At 68.6% G+C, this 17,934-nt stretch carries 14 protein-coding genes; 7 read left to right on the forward strand and 7 right to left on the reverse strand.

Annotated elements, in window-relative coordinates; translation table 11 throughout:
- Nucleotides 1-636 precede the first annotated feature (636 nt).
- Entirely contained in the window at nt 637-1,044 is a 408-nt protein-coding gene (locus tag ACM0PY_RS16665) for a YciI family protein (protein WP_414609489.1), read from the forward strand.
- Here ACM0PY_RS16665 and ACM0PY_RS16670 read toward each other — a convergent pair.
- Nucleotides 1,022-3,103 carry an NHL repeat-containing protein gene (locus ACM0PY_RS16670; RefSeq protein WP_180886385.1) on the reverse strand — a complete coding sequence of 694 codons (2,082 nt, stop codon included), beginning with the start codon at nt 3,101-3,103 and terminating at the stop codon, nt 1,022-1,024. The two genes, ACM0PY_RS16665 and ACM0PY_RS16670, sit on opposite strands and share 23 nt — an antisense overlap.
- A 167-nt stretch (nt 3,104-3,270) precedes the next feature.
- Here ACM0PY_RS16670 and ACM0PY_RS16675 point away from each other — a divergent pair, with 167 nt between their 5' ends.
- Nucleotides 3,271-4,791 (forward strand): tetratricopeptide repeat protein, encoded by a 1,521-nt coding sequence (locus ACM0PY_RS16675; protein ID WP_134972650.1) that lies wholly within the window; start codon nt 3,271-3,273, stop codon nt 4,789-4,791.
- A 97-nt stretch (nt 4,792-4,888) separates the two neighbouring features.
- On the opposite strand, the gene ACM0PY_RS16680 is transcribed toward ACM0PY_RS16675, so the two are convergent.
- Both ACM0PY_RS16680 and cycA read right to left on the reverse strand, forming a co-directional pair.
- Nucleotides 4,889-5,665 carry a lytic transglycosylase domain-containing protein gene (locus ACM0PY_RS16680; RefSeq protein WP_180886384.1) on the reverse strand — a complete coding sequence of 259 codons (777 nt, stop codon included), beginning with the start codon at nt 5,663-5,665 and terminating at the stop codon, nt 4,889-4,891.
- A 211-nt stretch (nt 5,666-5,876) separates the two neighbouring features.
- Nucleotides 5,877-7,250 (reverse strand): D-serine/D-alanine/glycine transporter, encoded by a 1,374-nt coding sequence (gene cycA, locus ACM0PY_RS16685; protein WP_180886383.1) that lies wholly within the window; start codon nt 7,248-7,250, stop codon nt 5,877-5,879.
- A 227-nt stretch (nt 7,251-7,477) separates the two neighbouring features.
- Here cycA and ACM0PY_RS16690 point away from each other — a divergent pair, with 227 nt between their 5' ends.
- Entirely contained in the window at nt 7,478-9,094 is a 1,617-nt protein-coding gene (locus ACM0PY_RS16690) for an EAL domain-containing protein (protein ID WP_072167714.1), read from the forward strand.
- Nucleotides 9,095-9,368: 274 nt separating this feature from the next.
- Here the strand turns inward: ACM0PY_RS16690 and ACM0PY_RS16695 are convergent, their stop codons facing one another.
- Entirely contained in the window at nt 9,369-10,553 is a 1,185-nt protein-coding gene (locus tag ACM0PY_RS16695; protein WP_180886382.1) for an MFS transporter, read from the reverse strand.
- Nucleotides 10,550-11,728, reverse strand: a complete 1,179-nt coding sequence (locus ACM0PY_RS16700; protein WP_180886381.1) for a serine hydrolase domain-containing protein — start codon at nt 11,726-11,728, stop codon at nt 10,550-10,552. Before ACM0PY_RS16700 ends, ACM0PY_RS16695 begins: the two co-directional genes overlap by 4 nt.
- 223 nt (nt 11,729-11,951) lie before the next feature.
- Here ACM0PY_RS16700 and ACM0PY_RS16705 point away from each other — a divergent pair, with 223 nt between their 5' ends.
- Together ACM0PY_RS16705 and ACM0PY_RS16710 are read left to right on the forward strand one after the other, a co-directional pair.
- Entirely contained in the window at nt 11,952-12,851 is a 900-nt protein-coding gene (locus ACM0PY_RS16705; protein ID WP_134971591.1) for a LysR family transcriptional regulator, read from the forward strand.
- Nucleotides 12,852-13,105: 254 nt separating this feature from the next.
- A complete protein-coding gene (locus ACM0PY_RS16710) occupies nt 13,106-14,713 on the forward strand; it encodes an ATP-binding cassette domain-containing protein (RefSeq protein WP_134971593.1) in 1,608 nt (535 codons plus the stop codon).
- 143 nt (nt 14,714-14,856) lie between these two features.
- Here the strand turns inward: ACM0PY_RS16710 and ACM0PY_RS16715 are convergent, their stop codons facing one another.
- Entirely contained in the window at nt 14,857-16,182 is a 1,326-nt protein-coding gene (locus tag ACM0PY_RS16715; RefSeq protein WP_180886380.1) for a GTP-binding protein, read from the reverse strand.
- A gap of 68 nt (nt 16,183-16,250) precedes the next feature.
- Here ACM0PY_RS16715 and ACM0PY_RS16720 point away from each other — a divergent pair, with 68 nt between their 5' ends.
- Entirely contained in the window at nt 16,251-16,637 is a 387-nt protein-coding gene (locus tag ACM0PY_RS16720; protein ID WP_134971597.1) for a MerC domain-containing protein, read from the forward strand.
- On the opposite strand, the gene ACM0PY_RS16725 is transcribed toward ACM0PY_RS16720, so the two are convergent.
- The gene (locus ACM0PY_RS16725; protein ID WP_180886379.1) at nt 16,625-16,909 is read right to left on the reverse strand and encodes a metal-sensing transcriptional repressor; all 285 of its coding nucleotides are present in this window, start codon (nt 16,907-16,909) and stop codon (nt 16,625-16,627) included. The genes ACM0PY_RS16720 and ACM0PY_RS16725 overlap by 13 nt on opposite strands.
- Nucleotides 16,910-16,959: 50 nt before the next feature.
- Here ACM0PY_RS16725 and dmeF point away from each other — a divergent pair, with 50 nt between their 5' ends.
- A complete protein-coding gene (gene dmeF / locus ACM0PY_RS16730) occupies nt 16,960-17,925 on the forward strand; it encodes a CDF family Co(II)/Ni(II) efflux transporter DmeF (protein ID WP_180886378.1) in 966 nt (321 codons plus the stop codon).
- The last annotated feature ends 9 nt before the right edge of the window (nt 17,926-17,934 follow it).

Below are 17,934 nucleotides of genomic sequence, written 5' to 3' on the forward strand. Positions count from 1 at the left end.
AACTCCAGGCCGTAGCGACGAGCAGCGGCTTTGACCGATGTGGAGGTCTTGCAGGCCTCTTTGGCGACCTGCAGTTTGAAACGCGCGTCGTATCTGTTCATGTATCCCTCGGGGTTGGATCTGATGTCCAACTCCCGGGGGTCACTTCACCATGGGGGCTTAGCCGCGCCATCCATGGCGCGGATACCCCCGCCCCGCCTACCCACCCGGCCCTGGACAGTTTCCTGCCTCCGGTACCCACCACGGGAAGACCAAGAGAAAAGGCAACAGCAACAGCAATGGCGGTTGGCTGGCGGGCTCGGCTTTGCGAGCGAAGCGACCCGCTTTTGCTCTTGTTGTTGATTTCCCGTGGTGGATCGGCCGCCGGAATCTGTCTGGGGCCGGGCGGGTGGGGTTGGCGGGGTATCCGCGCCATGGATGGCGCGGCTAAGCCTCCAGGGACGGATTCACGGCGTCCCCGCCAATCCCACCCGCACGGCCCACCCTCAGGAAACCCGCTTTCAGCGACCAACCCCACCCCACCACGGAGGGGCTCCGCCGTTCGCCGATCCCCGCCGAAGGCGCGCTTCTGCGCTGCAACATGCCCGTGCGCAATCCTGCGCGATCATGGGCACCCGCCCCCGCCAGGACCGCGCCATGCAGCAGTACCTGCTTCTGATCTACATCGAGCCTGCCCTGCTGCAGGCCCTGCCCACCGAAGAATTCAACGCGCTGATGCGCGACTGCCTGGCCCACGCCGACAAACTGCAGGCCGAAGGCACGCTGCTGGCCGCGCAGAAGCTGCAGCCGGTCGACACCGCGCAGACCCTGCGCGTGCGTGATGGCCACAGCCGCGTACTGGATGGCCCCTTCGCCGAGACCCGCGAACTGCTGGCCGGCTTCAACCTGATCGTAGCGCGCGACCGCGACGACGCCATGCGCATCGCCCGCGACTTCCCGTGGGCACGCTTCGGGAGCATCGAAGTGCGGCTGCTGGAAGACATGGACGCCGAGCGCGAACGCTGCGGCGCCCCGGCTGCGGCTATGGCAGCAGCCGTACCCTGATCTCGCGCGGGCCGACGCCTTCGTTGCCACTGTAGTCGCGCACGCTGGCGCGCACGACGTACTCGCCCGGCGGCAACGCCGCCGGCTGCCAGCGTCCGGTTTCCATCAGGCCATCACGCACGGTGTTGGTGGCCAGGTAGCGGAACCGGGTCACCGCGCTGCCATGCACGGTGATGCCGCTGTCCGGTGCGTAGGCCACGCGCACTGCTTCCCGCTGCGGCGGCATGCGGTTGAACACGATGTTCCAGCGCGGCTGCTCGTAGCCCTGCAGCGGATGTCCCGTAGCATCGAGGATCTGGTAACCCACCTGGTACATGCCCAGGCGGCGTCGTGGCAGATTGTTGTCGACCTGGTCCCAGGCCTCCACCACGATCTGCACGCCACGCCCCTGCCGCGCGACCATCACCACGCCATCGCTGCCTGCGGCCATCGGCTGGTCGTTGTCATCCAGCAGTGCTACATCAGTGATGCGCGGTGCGAAGTGATCGGCGTAGTTATGGAAGCCAAGCGCCACCGCATTGGTCTCGAAACCCCCGGTGCCCACCGCCAGGTGCACGTGCGCCTGGTTGTTGATGCTGCCCAGGCGGTCTCCCACGTGGATGCGCATGCCACGGCGCACGCGCATCCGCTGCAGCTTGCCCTGCTCGTCATACAGCGCCTGCCAGCGTGCGTCGAACGGCACGTCGCGCGGGGTGCGGCCGACGCGCATGTGGATGTACTTGAGGCGGTCCACCGCAAGGCCTTCGGCCTGCTCGCCCAGGTTCCAGGCCGCGACCGGGCTGCTGATCTTGCCATCGGCAATCGCCAGCACGGTCTGGCCCACATCACCGCGCACGTCGAAGCCGCCATGCAGGTGGTGGCGGCTCTCACCGCTGAAGTTGCCGCGCACTTCGCCCAGGGTGCCGACCACTTCGTGCCAGCCGTCCTGCGGTGCGAGCGGCCAACGGCCCCCCGTCTTCGGCAGCGCGGCATCGGCGGCCGGGCCGACCAGTGCCGGTGCCGGCAGTTCGCCCACCGGCAGCGGGCGCAGGCGATGCAGGCGGTAGCCTGCGGCGTCGGCCACCAGCACGCTGCCATCGGCATCCATCGCCAATCCGCTGGGGCGGGCCAGGCGCGGCAGGCGACCATTGCCGACCAGCGCGATCTGGTGGCCCTGCGGCGTCACCTGCACGATGTGGCCATCCAGATCACCCACGTACAGCACGCCGTCGTGGGTGGTGGCCAGCGACAGCGGCCCATTGATCACGCCACCGGCGGCGACCACGGTGCTGACCGTGCCATCGGCCCCCACCCGGCGAACGGCGTTGTTGAACAGATCGGCCACCAGCAACGCACCCTGCGCGTCGAAGGCCAGCGCCACTGGCGTATCGAAACGCGCAGCGGCGCCCACGCCATCGGCAAAGCCTGGCCGATCACCACCAGCCAGGGTGCGCACACTGCCATCGGTACCGATCACCCGGATGCGGTCATTGAACGTGTCCGCCACGTAGACCTGGCCCTGCGCGTCCACCGCAACGCCCATCGGTGCATCGAAGCGGGCCTGCGTGGCCGGGCCGTCGGCGTGGCCCTGTTCGCCACCGGCCAACGTGGTCACCTGGCCATCGGTGCCGATGCGGCGGATCGCATGGTTGCCGGTGTCGGCCACGTACAGGTTGCCCTGCGCATCGCCGGCAATGCCCGAGGGCGTATTGAAGCTGGCCTGCAGCGCAGGGCCATCGACACGGCCCTCACCCTGCCCGGCCACGGTTTCAACGCGGCCATCGGGCAGGCGGCGGCGGATCCGGTTGTTGTCACCGGCATCGGTGAAATAGACACTGCCATCGGTGCCGCGCAGCAGTGCATACGGGTCGGCGAAGCGCGCCTGCGCGGACGCACCGTCGCGGTCACCGGGATGGCCATCACCCGCCAGCGGCTCGATCTGCGCGGTCCAGGCCAAGGGCGTGGGCACCGGGCCGGCAGGGCCGGCCAGCGTTTTCAGCGGGGTGTCCCACCAGGTTGCAGCCAAGCCCACCGCCGTTGCCAACGCCACCCCTGCCGCCATCCATTGCCACCGTGCCATCGTGTTGCGCTGCCTCTGCCTGCTGCTTGAAGAGGCACCGACAATAGACGCTGCGCGTGCGATCCGCCACGGCCGATCATGCGGCTGAAGGCCAGGATTCGCTTCGTCGTGCTTGTCCTCGCTGGCCGTAGCAGGTTCAATGCGGTTCCCACGGATGGAGATTCTCCATGCCCCGCGCTCTCCCCCTCACCGCACTGCTGCTGGCCGCATTGGCCAGTGCGCCCGCCTCCGCTTCGATCACGGTGGCCCCGCAGAAGCCATCGGCCACCGCCGATGCAGTACACGCAGCGTACGCCACGCGCTGGGATGAAGCCATCCAGCAGGCACGCGGCGGCAATACGCTGGGTGCACTGATCAGCATGGAGCGGCTGATGGAGGATCCGTTGCTGGACGACTTCGATGCCGAGCGTCGCGGCCGCGCCTCGCAGGTCGCCGGCTGGACCGCGCTGATGCAGAAGAAGCCGGATCAGGCCCGCCGCTACCTGCAGCGGGCGCAGGAGGCCCTGCCGGAGGATGCACAGATCCTGCTCACCCTGGTGTCAGTGGAACTGTCGGACAACCAGCCGGCCGCAGCCACCACCTTGCTGGTGAAGGCACTGCAGCACGCCGACGCGCCGCTTCCGATCGATCACCACGCGGTCAACTACCTGCAGTACCGCCTGCGTGACCAGCCGCAGAAGCGCATGGACCTGCTGCAGGCGCTGTTTGACAACGGCTGGAAGAGTGGCGGCCTGGAACCCACCGGGCTGTGGCTGGCGCTGGCCACGCTGCAGGCCGACTACGGCCGTGGCGACAGCATTCCGGCCACGCTGGCGCGCATCGACAGCCCGGCCGAGATCATCCGCCTGCGCAGCGACAAGCGCTTCGATCGCTATGTCGATCGCGGTGACGCGCGTTTCGATCCAGTGCAGGCGGCACAGCGCCACCTCGATGAACTACGTGTTTCCGGCCTGCTCGACCGCGCACTGGACGCGCGCATGGCCGAGTTCAGCACCACCTTGCTGATGCTGGACCGCAACGAGGAAGTGCTGTCGTTGACCGAGGGCATGGCCGCTGCCGCCAGCAACGGCGAATCGCCTGCCGCCACAGAAGCGGAATGGGTGGCCTGGCTGCTCAACAGCCGGCTCACCGCACTGCGCCGGCTGGGCCGCACCGATGAGGCACTGGCCACGGCGAAGCAGGCCGCCCGCATCGGCGCGCTCGGCCCGGATGGTGTCGAGCACCAGATGAATGTCGGCTTCGTGTTCAGTTCGCTGGGACGCATGCAGGACGCTGCGCAGGCAGTGAATGACATGCCGGGCCTCGCCGGTTACGGCAAGGCCGCACAGGCGCTGCTGCAGTTCGCCGCGGCCCGCGAGCGCGGTGATGCCAAGGCGCGCGATGCAGCACGCGCGGTGATCCTGGCCCAGCGCGACGATGCCCGCCTGTTCCACCGCGAAATGCTGCTGGAAGAAGGCGACCTGGACGGTGCCGCGGCCGTGCTGATCGAACAGCTGCGCTCGCCGGTTGAACGCGGTGAAACCCTGGCCAGCCTGCAGGACATGCGCACCTATCCGTCATTGCCGGGCGATGTGCGCATCGATGCCGCGTGGCGTGCACTCAAGCAGCGTGCCGACGTGCAGGCCGAAGTGGCACGCGTCGGCCGCATCGAGCGCTACGACCTGGTCGGCACTTACACCTCGCGCTGAGCGGCTTTTGTGTAGAGCCGAGCCGATGCTCGGCTGCAATTGGCGCAGCCGAGCGTCGGCTCGGCTCTACAACGCCACGTGCAGGCAGCACCGTCCGCTAGCGGGCTGGCACTTCGGTGCGGATGCCCATCGCTTCGCGGTAGCGCGCGTACAGCGCCATCACCTTGTCCACATAGGCCAGGGTTTCGGCGTAGGGCGGCACGCCCTTGTAGCGGGTGACCGCACCGATGCCCGCGTTGTAGGCAGCCGCCGCCAACGGGCGATCGCCGTTGTAACGGCGCAGCAGTGCGCGCATGTAGCGCGCGCCGCCCTCGATCGACTGCTGCGGCGAGAACGGATCGCGCACGCCATATTCCTGTGCGGTCTCCGGCATCAACTGCATCACGCCCTGTGCGCCCTTGGTCGAGACCGCCAGCGGATCGAAATTGCTTTCGGCATGGGCGATCGCACGCAGCCAGGCATCGTCGACGCCGGTAGCTTTGGCCGCGGCCTTGAACTGCCTGGCGTGCTGCGCGAGCTGCGGCGCGCCGACCTTGCCCAGGCCCTCGTGTGCAGGCTCGCCCGGCGGCGTGGCCACGGTGAACTTCAGGAATACCCGCGAGCCGGGCAGGTTGCGGGTGGAATAGACCAGCACGTCGTCCTGCTCGCGCTCGTACAGCACACCACTGAACACGCCCATGTTGCCCCACAGGTTCGGGGCCTGGATGGCGTTGTCGTCGATCTCCTTCGGCGTGCACCGCGATCCCGGCTCCGGTGCGGTGGCCAGGCTGACGGTGTTGCCCTGCACGCAGCGATAGACCGTGCGCGCGGCAGCCATCCCGGGCCACAGGGTGGGCAGCAGCACCAGTGCAAGCAGGAGAGGTCGATGGGACATGGCGGCCGGATGATCCGGCCGCGCCCGCGAATGTTGGGTGAACGGGGGTCGGCAGGGCTGCGCCCTGCACCCGCGGTAGTGCCGGCCGCTGGCCGGCAACCTCAACGGCAACGGCAGCGGCCGATTTCCTGCGGCTGACAGTAGATCCACGCCCTGCGTGGATGAAACTCTCTGGAGACGATGGATCAATCGATGGAACGGAGACGTTGGATCACCTCGCGGCCCTTCGGCGCAGCCAATACCCCGCGCCCAGCAGCACGAACCACACCGGGCTGGCGATCAGCGCCTGGCGGGTGTCGCCCTGCAGGCTCAGCAGCACCAGCACGGCGGCGAAGAACACCAGGCAGGCCCAGCACATGGCGACGCCGCCGGGCATCTTGAAGATCGAGGCAGCGTGGCGCTCCGGGTAGCGACGGCGATAGGCGATGTAGGCCACCAGGATCAGCGACCAGACGAAGATGAACAGCACCGTGGCCAGCGTCGTCACCAGGGTGAAGGCGGTTACCAGGTTGGGAATCAGGTAGATCAGCAGCGTGCCGCCCAGCAGGCACAGGCACGAGAACAGCAGGCCACGGGCCGGCACCGCAGCGCGCGACAGTTTCGACAGCCCGCGCGGAGCGTGGCCCTCTTCGGCCAGGCCGTACAGCATGCGGCTGGTGGAGAAGATGCCACTGTTGGCCGAGGACGTGGCCGAGGTCAGCACCACGAAATTGATCAGGCTGGCGGCGGCGGGAATGCCGGCCAGCACGAACAGCTGCACGAACGGGCTCTTGTCCGGCACCACCTGGCGCCACGGGGTGACCGCCATGATCGCGATCAGCGCCAGCACATAGAAGATGATGATGCGCACCGGGATCGAGTTGATTGCCTTGGGCAGGTTGCGCTCGGGGTCGGCGGTTTCGGCGGCGGTGGTGCCGACCAGCTCGATGCCGACGAAGGCGAACACCGCAATCTGGAATCCAGCGAAAAAACCGACCAGGCCCATCGGGAACATGCCGCCGTCATTCCACAGGTTCGACAGCGACGCGGTGTGGCCGCTCGGCGAGGTGAAGCCCCACGCCACCAGACCGGCGCCGGTGATGATCAGCGCACAGATCGCCACGATCTTGATCAGCGCGAACCAGAATTCCATTTCACCGAACAGCTTCACCGTCACCAGGTTCAACGCCAGCAGCAACATCACGCAGGCCAGCGCCGGTTTCCAGGCTTCAAGCCCCGGGAACCAGAACTGTGCGTAGGCGGCAATCGCGATCACGTCGGCAATCGCGGTGACGATCCAGCAGAACCAGTAGGTCCATCCACAGAAGAACCCGGCCCACGGGCCGAGCAGGTCGGTGGAGAAGTCGATGAAGGATTTGTACTGCAGGTTGGACAGCAGCAGCTCGCCCATTGCGCGCATCACGAAGAACAGCATCGCGCCGATGATCAGGTAGACGAAGACGATGGACGGGCCGGCCAGGCTGATGGTCTTGCCCGAGCCCATGAACAGGCCGGTGCCGATGGCACCGCCGATGGCGATCAGTTGCAGGTGGCGGTTGGACAGGCTGCGGCGCAGGTGCTCGGGGGGCGTGGCGGGCTCGGTCATGGGCGCGGGAAGGGGCGGGCGAAGCGTTCGACGGTAGTCCTCCGCGACGCCGAGCGCCAGCGCCAGACGCCCCATTGCGTCAAAGCAGGGCGCTTTCACCACAATGTGACCGAATACCGTATTGATCCCATTCCGCCCGGCCCGGTGCCATGCTGAGATAGCCGCATCTGCCCAAGGACCGGCCCGACCATGCGCCCTGCCCCGCCCGCCCCGCTGGAGCCCCGGCCATGAGCCGCCTGCGCGTCATCATCGGCGGTACCGCACTGGCCCTGCTGGCCGCTGCGGTGCCGATCGCGGTCATGGCCTACGCTACCTGGGACCGCGCGGTCAGCGTCGAACAGCAGCGCCTGCGCGACATCGCCGATCGCACCCTGCGCCGCTCCGACCTGTCCTACCAGGAGGCGCTGGCGGCGCTGAAATCCGCCGAAGCCGGTGCCTACGTGTCCTGCAGCCCCGAGCACATCCGGCGCATGCAGACCCTGGTGATGACCACCCCATCGATTGACCAGATGGGCTACTTCGAAGGAGGCAAGCTGCGCTGCACCTCCTGGGGGCCGTTCCTGTCGGATGTGGATCAGCCCAGGCCGGACCACGTCACCAGCGACGGCGCCGGCATCGCAGTGGACGTGCGCCCGGAAATCAGCGGGCGACGCCAGGTGCTGGCGATCCTGTATGGGTCCTACGACGCTCTGGTGGACCCACGCCGCTTCGTCGATGTCATCGCCGACCCGAATGTGCGGCTGGCACTGGCCAGCCCCGATGGACGCCTGCTGGCCAAACAGCCCGGCCTGGATCCGGACCTGCTGCAGGCACTGCTGCGCGACCCGGGCGAAGGCCTGGACCACACCACGCTGTTCGCTACCGCGCGCAACGAGGAATGGCTGGCCGTTGCCACTACACCGCGCACCGCGCTGGCCGCGGCCTTCCGCCAACAGGCCTGGCTGTACGTGCCGGTGGGCCTGCTGCTGGCCGCCGCCGGCGCCGGGCTGGTGATCTGGCTGTCACGGCGCCGCCTTTCCCTGCGCGGCGAACTGGCCACCGCCATCCGTCGCCGCGAGCTGTACCTGCATTACCAGCCGATCATCGAACTGGACACCGGCATCTGCGTCGGCGCCGAGGCGCTGGTGCGCTGGCAACGCCCGGATGGCACCCAGGTGCGCCCTGACCTGTTCATTCCGCTGGCCGAAGAGGCCGGCATGATCGCCGACGTCACCGACCTGGTGATCGAGAACGTGGTGCGCGACATGCGCGAGCTGCTGGTCGCCGACCGCAGCGCGCACATCGCGATCAACCTCGCCGCTGAAGACATCAGCAGCGGTCGCGCCCTGAAGATGATCTCCCGGCACATGGCCGGCAGCGGCATCCTGCCGCAGCAGATCTGGATGGAGGCCACCGAACGTGGCTTCCTCGATCTGGACCGCGCGCGCACCATGCTCGCCGCCGCCCGCCGCGCCGGCCACAGCGTGGCCATCGATGATTTCGGCGTCGGCTTCTCCAGCCTGCAATACCTGCAGCAGCTGCCACTGGATGCACTGAAGATCGACAAATCATTCATCGATGCGATCGGCACCGAAAGCGCCACCAGCCCGGTCACGCCGCACATCATCGACATGGCCAAGGAGCTGGGCCTGTGGGTGGTGGCCGAGGGCGTGGAAACCGAAGCGCAGCTGGCCTATCTGCACAGCCGGCATGTGGAATTCGGACAGGGCTGGCTGTTCTCGCGGCCGCTGCCGCGCGATGAGTTCGTCGCCTTCCATCAGAAGCGGCAGCAGCAGTACGGCGCTGCACGCGAACACATGCAGAACCCGCGCAGCGTGCCGATCGAGCGTGAGGGAGTGGAGTAGGACGGCGAACGGCGGAGCCCCTCGTGGAGGATCGCGCCCGGTGGATCCATCAGGTGGGGCCGGGTGGGCAAGACCGGGGTTGGGCGTCCTGCGCAACCCACCCACCCGGCCACGGGCACATTGCGGCGGCGTCCCGCCACGGAATCAACGGAAGAAAGCGAAAGCAAAGGCAAACGCGGGTCGCTGCGCTCGGTAGATCCACGCCATGCGTGGATGGCGTGGACCACGGTAGTGCCGGCCGCTGGCCGCCCCCTCCGTAACGTTTGGCCTGCGCCTACGCCCAGGTCTTCGGCCGTGCCAGCAGCCACGCGGCGGTCACCGCCAGCAGCAGCAACGGCAGCCATCCCAGCTGGCGTGGGCCGCTGGCCTGCAGCAGCACGCCGCCTGCCACGCCGCCGGCCGCAATGGCCAGGTTCCAGCCGGTCACCAGCATCGATTGCGCCAGGTCCGCAGCGGCCCCGGCGCGCCGTGCCAAGGCGGTCTGGAACAGGGTCGGCACGGCGCCGAACGCCACGCCCCACAGGATCGTCGCCAGCAGCAGCGCGCTCGCCACGCCAGGCCACACCAGCAAGGCCAGCACCGGCACGATGAAGCCGATCACCGCCGCCCACACCAGCGCATGCAGGTGGCGATCCACGCCCCAGCCGGCAATCGCGATGCCGGCAATCGCCGCCATGCCGAAGGCCAGCAGCAGCCGGTCCAGCCAAGCACCGGCACCCGCGTCGACCGCCAGCGGCTCGATATAGGTGTACAGCACGTTGTGCGCCAGCACGTACAGCGCCATCACCAGCAACGCACTGCGTACACCGGGCAGGCGCCACACGGTCGCCAGCGAAGTGCGTTGCCCGGCCCCAGCGGCCGGCAGCGCCGGCAACGCCCAGCGCGCGTAGGCCAGCAGCAGCAGACCCAGCACGCTCATCAGCGCGAACGCCCAGCGCCAGCCGATCTGCTGGCCCAGCAGCGTCCCTGCCGGCACCCCCAGCGACAGCGCCAGCGGCGAACCGACCATCGCGACCGCGATGGCCCGTCCCTGCAGCGACGGCACCACCATGCGCGCGGCATAACCGGCCACCAGCGACCACAGCAGGCCACCGCTCACGCCGGCCAGGAAGCGCGCAGCCAGGATCAGCGCGTACCTGCTGCTCAACGCGGTCAGCGTATTGACCACCACGAAGCCGGCGATGGCCGCCAGCAGCAGCGGACGCCGTGGCAGGCGCTGGGTCAGCGCGGTCATCGGCAGTGCAGCCATCACCGAACCCAGCGCATACACGCTTACCAGCTGGCCGACCGCCGCATCACTCACGCCCAGGCTGTCGCCCATCGGACGCAGCACACCCGCCGGCAGGGTCTCGGTCAACAGGGTGATGAAGCCGCCACCGGCCAAGGCAAGCAGGCCCGCCCACGGCAGGCGCGTGGCCTCGCCAGCCGGACTGGCGGCATCGATTGCATGGCCGCTCATCGCGTGGTCTCCAGGTCGGCATAGACCGCGTCGCGCAGTTCATCGACAAAGGCGCCATCCATGCCTTCGTACAGCGTGTTGGTCAGCGCCACCACGCTCAGCCCACGCGACGGGTCGACGAACCAGCTGTGCCCGTAGGCACCGCCCCAGCGCCAGGTGCCTTCGCGCTGTGGTGTGCCGCTGGCGGCGGCGTCGCGCAGTACCGCAAAGCCCAGCCCGAAGCCCCAGCCGGCCGGTTCCGGCGGCCCCTGCTCGCCCACCTGCGGGCTGGCCATCTGTGCCGCCAGCGCGGGCAGCAACAGGCCAGAGCGCTTTACGTCGCGCAAGGCCTCCAGCACCGCCATCACCTCATCGGCGGAACCGACCAGGCCGGCGCCGGCCGAAGCGAACCGGCTGGCGTCGGTGGCACGCGCGGGACTGAACTCGATGCCCACCGTTCCCTCGAAAGGTGCGACCACCTCGCCTTCCTGCAGCCGGTGCGGCTGCGGCGTGTCGCTCACATACGGCGTGGTCAGCCGCTCTGCATCACGCGTGGCGAACGCGGTGTCGCGCAGGCGCAACGGGGCAGCCAGCAGACGCTGGAACAGCGCCTGCAGCGTTTCACCGGTCGCGGCTTCGGCCACCGCACCGGCCACGTCCACGCCCAACGAGTACAGCCATTGGCTGCCCGGCTCGAACAGCAGTGGCACCTGCGCGATCCGGCGTACGTTCTCGGTCAGGGAAAGCGGGTTGGCGTCCATGCCATCGCTGACGCCAGCGCGCGCGTAGGGCCCCACCGCATCCGCCTCCAGGAAGCGATAGCCCAGCCCGCTGCTGTGGCTGAGCAGCTGGCGCAGGCTGATCGGCGGCGTGCGGCCATCGGCCAGCGCCGGGCGGAAGTCCGGCAGCCAGCGCTGCACCGGTGTGTCGAGGTCGAGCACGCCTTCGGCCACCAGGCGCAGGATCACCGTGGCCAGCAACGGCTTGCTGACCGATGCCAGCCGGAACAGCTGATCGCGCTGCATCGGCCTGGCCGACTCGCGATCGGCCAGCCCGGTCGCGCTGGCATGGCGCAGCACGCCGTGCTCGCGCACCAGCACCACCGCACCGACCAGGCGCAGCGGGTGGACCTGCTGCAGCAGCCGCTGCACCAAAGGCAGCGTCGGTGCAGGTTCAAGGGAAAGAGCGGCATTCATCGCGGTGATCCGTGGGGAGAGGCCCGCCACGTTAGGCAGCACGACGCGGCGCAAAAAGCCGGTTGCCGCTCCGGGCATCATGGACCGTGCAGTCCGCAATCGGCATGATGCCCGGAACTGGAACGCCGCAAGGGCTGCCCGAGGCCCCGCACCACAGTGTTGCGACGGCCGCGCCGCGTGTCGCGATCACCCCTACCCTGCCGTTTTCATTGCCGGTACGCCCATGTCAGTCCTGGACAACCTCGCCAACCTGCAGACCTTCGTCCACGCCGCCGACACCCGCAGCTTCGTCGAGACCGGGCGCCTGCAGGGCATCTCGGCCTCGGCCGCGGGCAAGTGCGTTGCGCGGCTGGAGCACGCACTGGGCGTGCGCCTGTTCCACCGCAGCACGCGCAGCATCACCCTCACCGCCGAGGGCCAGCTGTTCCTGGTGCGCTGCCGGCGCATCCTCGACGAACGCGATGCCGCGCGCACCGAACTGGCGCAACCGCACGCTGCACCGAGCGGCACGCTGCGGATCAGCCTGCCGCTGGTAGGTGACCTCACCCTGCCGTTGATGGCCGAATTCATGGCCGCGTATCCGGACATCCGCCTCGACCTGGATTTCAGCGACCGGCTGGTCGATGTCATCGAGGAAGGTTTCGATGCGGTGCTGCGCGTTGGCGAACCCAGCGACTCGCGGATGAACGCGCGCCGGCTGGGGGTGTTCCCGCGGCGTGTCGTCGCCTCGCCGGGCTACCTGCAGCGTCGCGGCGTTCCACGCACGCCGGCCGACCTGTTGCAGCACACGTTGCTGCACTACCGCTTCCCCAGCACCGGCAAGCTGGAGCCGTGGCCGATCCACTGGCCCGACCACGAAACACCGCAGGAGCTGCCGGTGCACATGGTGGCCAACACCATCGAGGCGCGGGTGGCGCTGGCGCTGCGCGATACCGGCCTGGCCTTCGTGCCGGTGCACTCGGTGCGCGAAGCGCTGGCCGACGGCCGCCTGGTCACCGTGCTGGAGGATCATGTGCACTCCTGCGGCACCTTCCACCTGCTGTGGCCGTCGGGCCGACACGTACTGCCGAAGCTGCGGGTGTTCATCGACTTCGTCGGCGCCCGCCTGGACACCGTGCCGTAGATCCACGCCAGGCATGGATGCTTCTTGTAGCGTCGAGCCATGCTCGACTCACCGGAACCCCAAGCGAAGATCAGCCGAGCGTGGCTCGGTTCTACAGCTGCACGCAGCCATTCAGCCACCGCCGCTATACTGTCCCCTCATTCCTCCCAGAGGCTCGCGACCAATGCGCCATTGATGCCGCCGTCTTCCCAACAGACGGCCTGACTCTTCCCGCCCCTGCGCGCAGGGGAGAACCCGGCATCCATGGAGGTCGCATGACCACACATTCCCTCACGCTCGATCGCGTGTCGTATCGGCTGGCCGACGGCCGCCCGCTGTTTTCCGATCTGTCGTTTTCCTTCGATCCGGTCGCCACCGGCCTGGTCGGTGCCAATGGCACCGGCAAGAGCGTGCTCGCACGCCTGCTGGCCGGTCGGGTGCGGCCAGAGAACGGGCAGGTGCGCAGCAGCGGCCGCGTGTTCCTGTTGCCGACGCCCGGCTATCCACCCGCCGGCACGGTCGGTGAACTGGCCGGCGTCGGCGCGGAACTGGCCGCACTGCAACGCATCGAAGCCGGCAGCGTGGATGAGGCCGACTTCGCCTGCGTCGGCGACCATTGGGATCTGCGCGAGCGCCTGCAGCAGCAATGGCAGGCGCTCCGCCTGCCCGACGATCTCGATCCCGCCCAACCCGCCGTGCGTCTCAGTGGCGGCCAGGCCATGCAGGTGGCGCTGTCCGGCGCCTGGGCCAGCGGCGCCGATTGGCTGATCCTGGACGAACCCAGCAACCACCTCGATGGCCGCCATCGCCAACAGTTGTACGAACGGTTGCAGCAGTGGCGCGGCGGCCTGCTGGTGATCAGCCATGATCGCGAGCTGCTGGCGCAGATGCAGCAGATCGTCGAGCTCGACGCGCGCGGGCTGCATCGCTATGGCGGCCCGTGGCAGCACTACGCCAACGCGCGGGCCGCCGAACGCGAAGCGGCCGCCGCACAGCTCGACCACGCCCGCGCCCAGCACCGGCAGCAACAGCGCAGCGCGCGCGAGCAGCACGAACGCCAGCAGCAGCGCCAGGCACGTGGCAATCGCGATGCGAAGCAGGCCAACCAGGCACCGATCCTGCTTGGCCGGCAGAAACAGCGTGCAGAGGCCAGCCACGGGCGCGCGCAACAGGTACAGGCCGATCGTCTTCAGGCCAGTGCCGACCAGCTGCGCGCAGCGGCTTCGGCAGTTCACGCCGCGCCGGAGCTGGCGCTGTTCGCCGGTGACGGTGAACGCGGCAACGCACGTCTGCTGCAGGCGGAGTCGCTGGTGCTGCCGCAGGGTTGCAGTGCACCGTTGCAATTGGAGATCCGCCGCGGCCAGCGCATCGCCGTGGTCGGTGACAACGGCAGTGGCAAGTCCACGCTCCTGCGCGTGCTGGCCGGCCAGCTGCCTGCACGCAGCGGCATCGTGCAGCGTCATGCACCACTGGCGCTGCTCGACCAGCAGCTGCTGGGATTGTCCGGCGAACGCAGCATTCTCGACACCGTGCAGGCCGCCAACCCGCGTGCCGACCCCAGCGAACTGCGCACACGGCTGGCCCTGCTCGGGCTGGACGCACAGCGCATCCAGCGTGCAGCCCACAGCCTCAGCGATGGTGAACGGGTGAAAGGCGCGCTGGCCAGCGTGCTGTATGCCGATCCCGCACCGCAGCTGTTGCTGCTGGACGAGCCGGGCAACGCGCTGGATCTGAGCGCGTTGCAGGCACTGGAAGAACTGCTGGCGGCATGGCCGGGCGCGCTGCTGATGGTCAGCCACGACCGGCACCTGCTGCAGGCGTTGCGGCCGACCCACGTGCTGCAGGTGGGCACCGGGGGGTGGCAGTGGCGTGACGCCTTGTAGATCCACGCCATGCGTGGACCTACTGCAGCAGCCGAGCATGGGCTCGGCTCTACAGGATTGGCCATGCGAGGAGGCATGCATGGCCTATCGACCAGGGGTAGTGCCGGCCGCTGGCCGGCAACCCATGGATCCTCAGTGCACCGTCACCGCTTCCACACCGGGAATGCCTGCGGCATCTGCTGCCACAGCAGCGGCCCCGCACGCAGTTCCTGATCGTTGAGCAGGCACGCGTCCAGCTCCGCACGCACCGCGCGCTCATCCATGTGCACGCCAATCACCACCAGCTCCTGGCGGCGGTCGCCCCACAGCGGGTGCCACAAGCGCTGCATTGCCGAATGCGCGGCCGCATCCGGGAAGTCTTCCAGACCCGGCAACGGTGCGCTCCAGCAGTCGGCCTGCTGCCGCGCCCAGCCCAGGTCGCTATACGGCAGTGGCGTGGGCGGCAGCAATGGCGCGGTGTCCTCCAGCCCAGCCCGCACGCGATCACGCGCGGCGTACCAGAACCCCGCCGCCTGCGTCCGCGTCGCGGCACCCACGGTGTTCAGCTCACCCACCCAGTCCATGCGATTGGCCAGCCAGAACCAGCCCTTGCTGCGGATCACGCCGGGCATCCCCGACTGCAGCGCGCGGGCGAAGCGCGCGGGATGGAACGGTCGCCGCGAGCGGTAGACGAAACTGGCGATGCCGTACTCTTCGGTCTCCGGCGTATGCTCGCCACGCAGTTCCTTCACCCAGCCCGGCGCACGTTGCGCACGCTCGTAGTCGAAGCGGCCGGTGTCCAGCAGCTCGGCCAGTGGCACGTCACCGAAGCGGGACAGCAGCAGCTTCGCGTCGCGGTTCAGGCCGCGCAGCACGGCCAGCGTGTCCTGCAGCACTTCGTCATCCACCTGGTCGACCTTGCTGACCACGATCACGTCGGCGAACTCGACCTGCTCGCACAGCAGGTCGACCACGCCGCGATCATCATCCGGCCCGGCCTGTTGCCCGCGCTCGGCCAGGCGCAGCGTCGAGCCGAAGTCGGCGAGAAACGCACTGCCATCCACCACCGTCACCATCGTGTCCAGGCGCGCGATGTCACTCAGGCTGAAGCCCTGCTCGTCGCGTACCGCGAACGTGGCCGCCACCGGCATCGGTTCACCGATGCCGGTCGACTCGATCAACAGGTAGTCATAGCGACCGGCGTCGGCCAGGCGCCGCACTTCCTGCAGCAGGTCATCGCGCAGCGTGCAGCAGATGCAGCCATTGCTGAATTCCACCAGCGTCTCTTCGGTTCGGCGCAGTTCGGCGCCGCCCTCGCGCACCAGCTGCGCATCGATGTTGACCTCGCTCATGTCGTTGACGATGACGGCCACACGCAGGCCCGCGCGGTTGCGCAGGATCTGGTTGAGCAGGGTGGTCTTGCCGGCCCCGAGGAAGCCGGACAGCACGGTGACCGGAAGGCGACGGTCGGCGCGGGAAACAGTGTTCATGTCGGAGCAGATTGGCTGCGGAACGGAAATGTTACTGTATAACATTTTCTTCGCAAGGAACGTCCCCGATGAAGTCGCCGTCTGCCGCCCTGCTCGATGCCGGCGCGGTCGCGCTGTCCAGCCTGTGCCTGCTGCACTGCCTGGCGCTGCCCCTGCTTGCCGCCGCACTGCCGCTGTTCGGCAGCTGGGCCGAAGCGGAATGGGTCCACCTGCTGTTCGTGGCCATCGCCCTGCCGTTGACCGGCTACGCGCTGTGGCGTGCCGAGCGCCGCCATCCGTTGCCCATGCTGGCCTGGGCCACCGCCGGCGCCGGGCTCGGCCTGCTGCTGGCCGGCGCGCTGGCGTTGCCCTCGCACGACTGGGAAACACCGATGACCGTCACCGGCAGCCTGCTGCTGGCCGCCACGCATATCTGGAACGCGCGGCACCGGCACTACCCTTGCTATTTGCCGTAGCGGCGCAGCAGTTCGACCAGCACTTCGGCCTCGGCCGCCCGCTGCTGCGGGTCGTCGGCGCCGACCACATGTTCCTGCAGGTGCTCGTGCAGCAGCTCCATCAGCAGGCTGTGGGCGGCGCCGCGCACCGCAGCAACCTGCACCAGCACGTCCGCACAGTCGCCGGCCTCACCCTCCGGCCTGTCCAGCGCCTGCTCCAACGCCGCCACCTGGCCGCCGATCCGGCGTACCCGGGTCAGCAGCTGCTTTCGATTCGTGTGTACATGGGCCATGGGCGCATCGTATACCCTATGGGGGTATCATTCCACCCTCTGGTCTTCCCATGCACCTGGATGCCCTCGCCGCCGCCCGTCGCCACGAACACCGCTTCGACGACGGCAACCCGCTGGCCGAACGCAATACCCGCCGCGCCCTGTGGCTCACCGTCAGCATGATGCTGGTGGAAATTGTCGGCGGCTGGTGGTTCAACTCCATGGCCGTGCTCGCCGACGGCTGGCACATGAGTTCGCACGCACTCGCGCTGGGCCTGGCAGTGTTCGCCTACCGCTGCGCGCGCCGCTACGCGCACGACCCGCGCTTCGCCTTTGGCACCTGGAAGATCGAGATCCTGGCCGGCTATACCAGCGCCATCGCCCTGCTTGGCGTCGCCGCGCTGATGGCCGTGCAATCGCTGGAGCGGCTGTGGGTACCGGCACCGATCCACTACAACGAAGCCATCGCCATCGCTGCGGTCGGGCTGGGCGTGAACCTGCTGTGCGCCTGGTGGCTGCACGACAGCCCGGGCCACGCGCATCATCACCACGGGCATGACCATGGCCATCATCACGGCCATGACCACGATCACGCCCACGCGCACAGTCACGACCTCAACCTGCGCTCGGCCTACGTCCACGTGCTGGCCGACGCCGCCACCTCGGTGCTGGCCATCATCGCCCTGCTCGGCGGCAAGCTGCTGGGCCTGACCTGGCTGGACCCGGTGATGGGCCTGGTCGGCGCCGTACTGGTCACGGTGTGGGCGATCGGCCTGCTGCGCGACAGCGGCCGCATCCTGCTCGACGCGCAGATGGACGCGCCGGTGGTGGCCGAAGTACGCGAAGTGATCGAACAGGGCCCGTGGCCGGCGCGCCTGGCCGACCTGCACGTCTGGCAGGTGGGTCGCGGCAAGTACGCGGTCAGCGCCAGCGTGGTCACCAGTGACGCCACGCTGGATGCCGATACCGTGCGCAACGCGCTGGCGATCCATGAAGAGCTGGTGCACGTAACGGTGGAGATCCACCGTAGCGCGTGAGACATCCGG

Source organism: Stenotrophomonas sp. BR163 (assembly GCF_047520985.2).
GTDB classification, from domain to species: domain Bacteria; phylum Pseudomonadota; class Gammaproteobacteria; order Xanthomonadales; family Xanthomonadaceae; genus Stenotrophomonas; species Stenotrophomonas sepilia.

Excerpts from the sequence above, each read along its gene's own strand:
- ACM0PY_RS16665 (WP_414609489.1), top strand. The coding sequence starts at position 637 with ATGCAGCAGTACCTGCTTCTGATCTACATCGAGCCTGCCCTGCTGCAG.
- ACM0PY_RS16670 (WP_180886385.1), bottom strand. The coding sequence starts at position 3,103 with ATGGCACGGTGGCAATGGATGGCGGCAGGGGTGGCGTTGGCAACGGCG.
- ACM0PY_RS16675 (WP_134972650.1), top strand. The coding sequence starts at position 3,271 with ATGCCCCGCGCTCTCCCCCTCACCGCACTGCTGCTGGCCGCATTGGCC.
- ACM0PY_RS16680 (WP_180886384.1), bottom strand. The coding sequence starts at position 5,665 with ATGTCCCATCGACCTCTCCTGCTTGCACTGGTGCTGCTGCCCACCCTG.
- cycA (WP_180886383.1), bottom strand. The coding sequence starts at position 7,250 with ATGACCGAGCCCGCCACGCCCCCCGAGCACCTGCGCCGCAGCCTGTCC.
- ACM0PY_RS16690 (WP_072167714.1), top strand. The coding sequence starts at position 7,478 with ATGAGCCGCCTGCGCGTCATCATCGGCGGTACCGCACTGGCCCTGCTG.
- ACM0PY_RS16695 (WP_180886382.1), bottom strand. The coding sequence starts at position 10,553 with ATGAGCGGCCATGCAATCGATGCCGCCAGTCCGGCTGGCGAGGCCACG.
- ACM0PY_RS16700 (WP_180886381.1), bottom strand. The coding sequence starts at position 11,728 with ATGAATGCCGCTCTTTCCCTTGAACCTGCACCGACGCTGCCTTTGGTG.
- ACM0PY_RS16705 (WP_134971591.1), top strand. The coding sequence starts at position 11,952 with ATGTCAGTCCTGGACAACCTCGCCAACCTGCAGACCTTCGTCCACGCC.
- ACM0PY_RS16710 (WP_134971593.1), top strand. The coding sequence starts at position 13,106 with ATGACCACACATTCCCTCACGCTCGATCGCGTGTCGTATCGGCTGGCC.
- ACM0PY_RS16715 (WP_180886380.1), bottom strand. The coding sequence starts at position 16,182 with ATGAACACTGTTTCCCGCGCCGACCGTCGCCTTCCGGTCACCGTGCTG.
- ACM0PY_RS16720 (WP_134971597.1), top strand. The coding sequence starts at position 16,251 with ATGAAGTCGCCGTCTGCCGCCCTGCTCGATGCCGGCGCGGTCGCGCTG.
- ACM0PY_RS16725 (WP_180886379.1), bottom strand. The coding sequence starts at position 16,909 with ATGGCCCATGTACACACGAATCGAAAGCAGCTGCTGACCCGGGTACGC.
- dmeF (WP_180886378.1), top strand. The coding sequence starts at position 16,960 with ATGCACCTGGATGCCCTCGCCGCCGCCCGTCGCCACGAACACCGCTTC.